At 68.9% G+C, this 511-nt stretch carries 1 protein-coding gene; it reads right to left on the bottom strand.

Annotated elements, in window-relative coordinates:
• On the bottom strand, positions 1-457 hold a 457-nt coding region (locus EQG76_RS31500; RefSeq protein WP_159719137.1), incomplete at its 3' end, for an IS5 family transposase.
• Positions 458-511: the final 54 nt, after the last annotated feature.

Genomic DNA, 511 nt, shown 5'->3' with positions numbered 1-511 from the left:
CATGACGCTCGCCACCCGTCAGGTGCAGCGCTACCGGCCGGCCATGGGCGTTGGCGCGAAGATGCAGCTTGGTCGAGAAGCCGCCGCGGGAGCGGCCAAGTGCCTGCTCGCCTGCCGAGCGACGTGCCCCTGCCGCATGCGCATGAGCACGGATGACGGTGCTGTCCAGCATGTGCAGCTGCCAGCCAGCGTCCGCTGCCAGGCCACGTAAGCCACCCAGGATGCGGCTCCAGATGCCCGCCTGGGTCCATCGCTGGAGACGCCGCCAGGCGGTGCGCCAGTTCATCAGCTCGGCCGGCAGATCCCGCCAGGGCGAGCCGGTGCGAGCCAGCCAGAGCACGGCCTCGATGAACCTGCGATGGTCAATCGAGGGCCGCCCGGTCCTGGGCTTCTGCGGCGGCAACAGGGGCTCAAGCCGGGTCCACATCACGTCCGTCAGCAGGGTGCGTATCGTCACCCTGCCCAGATGCGGTCACGTCAGCCGTTCACCAGCTTTGGCGACAGAACCTAG

The organism is Geminicoccus flavidas (genome assembly GCF_009806515.1).
Lineage (GTDB): Bacteria > Pseudomonadota > Alphaproteobacteria > Geminicoccales > Geminicoccaceae > Geminicoccus > Geminicoccus flavidus.
The sequence above is the reverse complement of the archived record's forward strand: the minus strand, read 5'-3'. Positions and strand labels throughout refer to the sequence as shown.